The sequence below is a fragment of the Mesorhizobium sp. M7A.F.Ca.CA.004.06.1.1 genome (assembly GCF_003999135.1).
Classification (GTDB): domain Bacteria; phylum Pseudomonadota; class Alphaproteobacteria; order Rhizobiales; family Rhizobiaceae; genus Mesorhizobium.
Window position 1 is genome coordinate 1 of sequence record NZ_RZPQ01000777.1, and the last position, 2,713, is coordinate 2,713.

Here is a 2,713-nt window from a genome sequence, read left to right on the forward strand (position 1 = left end):
AATCAATTGATATTGTTAGGGTGTTTTCTGTGAGAAAATCTCACAATAAAGTTGATACCCATGACCAAGCGCCTGCCACCGCTTAATCCGCTGCGCGCCTTCGAGGCAACGGCCCGGCATGGCTCGCTGACCAAGGCGGCCATTGAGCTGAATGTCACCCATGGCGCCGTCAGCCATCAGATCAAGGCGCTCGAGCAGTCGCTCAGTGTCAAGCTGTTCGAGCGGGCCGGCCAGCGGGTCAAACTGACACCGCATGGCGCGGAGCTTCTGCCCGCGGTGTCGACAGCCTTCGACGGCATCGCCGCCGCCACCCAGCGCATGACAAGGCCGGCGAGCAGCGGCACACTTTCGGTCTCCTGCGTGCCGGCGCTTCTGTTGTTGTGGATGACACCGCGGCTCGGCAGTTTCATGGCGCAATATCCCGACATAAGGCTGACGCTTATCCCTTCCAACGATCCCAAGGATTTGCGGGCACCCACCATCGATGTCTGCGTGCATTATGGCGACGGCAGCTGGACCGATTGCTGGATGCGCAAATGGTCGGGCCTCGAACTGTTTCCCGTGGTCAGCCCGACACTGATCAACAACCGGCCGATCCGCAGCGTCAGGGATCTCGCCGACCATGTCTTCCTGCATGGCGATGACGGCCGCGAATGGCACACCTGGCTGGCGGCCGCCGATGCGCTGGACCTGGAGCGGGGTCGCCGCCATCACCTCGGCGATGCGCGCATGGCGACCGAGGCGGCGGTGCATGGCCATGGCGTGGCGCTGGGCGACTCCGTGACGGCAAGCGCGCTGCTGGCCAGGGGCATGCTGGTCGCGCCGTTCAGCCTGTCGGTGCCGGCGGTCGACGATTTCTATGTCGTCTGCCGCAACGAGATGCGGGCGACACCGATCGTGCAGGTGTTCATCGACTGGCTGTTCGCCGAGAAGGCCGGGGATGACGGGCGCGCCGACGCCCCTGTGGCCGGCCGCATCGTCAGCCGCCGCAAGCGTCCGGCGCTCAGGGTGATGGGCGGAAAATCCGCAAGTTGATGCCAAGCTCTGCGCCACCGCATGCAGGCAGCTCTTTTTGTCGGGCCAGCCTGAAAGCGGGCAGCGTTCTGGCCGATTCGATGCTATGAGGCCTGTCGCGATTGTGGATGGCAGGCAGCGAAGGCGGTGTTGAGACATGGCTAAGACCGATATTGCGCGGCGCGTCTACAACCACACCTGGAAGCTCGACCCGATCGTGCGCAGCCTGCTCGACACAGATTTCTACAAGCTTTTGATGCTGCAGATGATCTGGGGCATGTATCCCAAGGTCGACGCAACCTTCTCGCTGATCAACCGCACGACTTCGGTGCGCCTTGCCGACGAGATCGACGAGGCCGAATTGCGCGAACAGCTCGACCATGCCCGCACCTTGCGCTTCTCCAAGAAGGAGATGATCTGGCTCGGCGGTAACAATTTCTACGGCCGCAAGCAGATCTTCGAACCGGAATTCCTCGCCTGGCTGGAAGGCTTCCGGCTGCCCGAATACGAGCTGTCGAAGCGCGACGGGCAGTATGAGCTGACCTTCAGCGGGCCGTGGATGTACACCACACTGTGGGAAATCCCGGCGCTCGCCATCATCAATGAACTTCGATCGCGCGCGGCGATGCGGGCGTTCGGGCCTTTCGCGCTCGACGTGCTCTATGCCCGCGCCAAGTCCAAGATGTGGGCCAAGACCGAGCGGCTGAAGGCGCTGCCCGGCATCCGCATCTCGGACTTCGGCACGCGCCGGCGCCATTCCTTCCTATGGCAGCGCTGGTGCGTCGAGGCGCTGAAGGAAGGCATCGGCGAAGCGTTCACCGGCACCTCCAACGTGCTTCTGGCCATGGACAACGACCTCGAAGCGCTCGGCACCAACGCACATGAGCTGCCGATGGTGTTCGCCGCCCTCGCCGACTCGGAAAAAGAGCTGAGGCAGTCGCCCTACAAGGTGCTGCAGGACTGGCAGCGTTACTATGGCGGCAATCTCTTGATCGTGCTGCCCGACGCCTTCGGCACGGCATCGTTCCTGCGCGATGCGCCGGACTGGGTGGCCGACTGGACGGGCTTTCGCCCGGACAGCGCGCCGCCGATCGAAGGCGGCGAAAAGATCCTGTCCTGGTGGCGCGACAAGGGCAAGGATCCCAAGCAGAAGCTGTTGATCTTCTCCGACGGGCTCGAAGTCGAGACGATCGAGGAGACCTATCGCCACTTCAAGGGCAAGGTGCGCATGTCCTTCGGCTGGGGCACCAATCTGACCAATGATTTCGAAGGCTGCGCGCCGACGGAAACCAACAGCCTCGACGCCATATCGCTGGTCTGCAAGGTCACCGAGGCCAATGGCAGGCCAGCGGTCAAGCTTTCCGACAATCCGGCCAAGGCGACCGGCGATGTGAAAGAGATCGAGCGGTATCTCAGAATTTTCGGCGAGAAGGACCGCGTGGAGCAATTGGTCAAGGTGTGAGGGGTGGGGTTCCTGGATAGTACGAGTTCCCTGGCGCCCCCCTCTGTCCTGCCGGACATCTCCCCCTCAAGGGGGGAGATTGCTCCCTCATCTCTGCTTTCGCCAATCAACAACATTGCCAGGGAAGAGCCGGCGGCGAAACTGCCAATCTCCCCACCTGTGGGGGAGATGTCCGGCAGGACAGAGGGGGGCGCCGTAGGGTGCTTCCCTTCGCAAATTCCGCCCATTTGCTTCCTG

Annotated in this window: 2 protein-coding genes; both read left to right on the forward strand. The window is 62.6% G+C overall.

Going from position 1 to position 2,713, the window contains the following annotated elements; translation table 11 throughout:
- Positions 1–60 precede the first annotated feature (60 nt).
- Positions 61–1,035: a transcriptional regulator GcvA gene (gcvA, locus tag EN906_RS30000; RefSeq protein ID WP_127272585.1), complete on the forward strand. Its 975-nt coding sequence runs from the start codon at positions 61–63 to the stop codon at positions 1,033–1,035.
- Positions 1,036–1,171: 136 nt separating this feature from the next.
- Positions 1,172–2,476, forward strand: a complete 1,305-nt coding sequence (pncB, locus tag EN906_RS30005) for a nicotinate phosphoribosyltransferase (RefSeq protein ID WP_127267048.1) — start codon at positions 1,172–1,174, stop codon at positions 2,474–2,476.
- Positions 2,477–2,713: the final 237 nt, after the last annotated feature.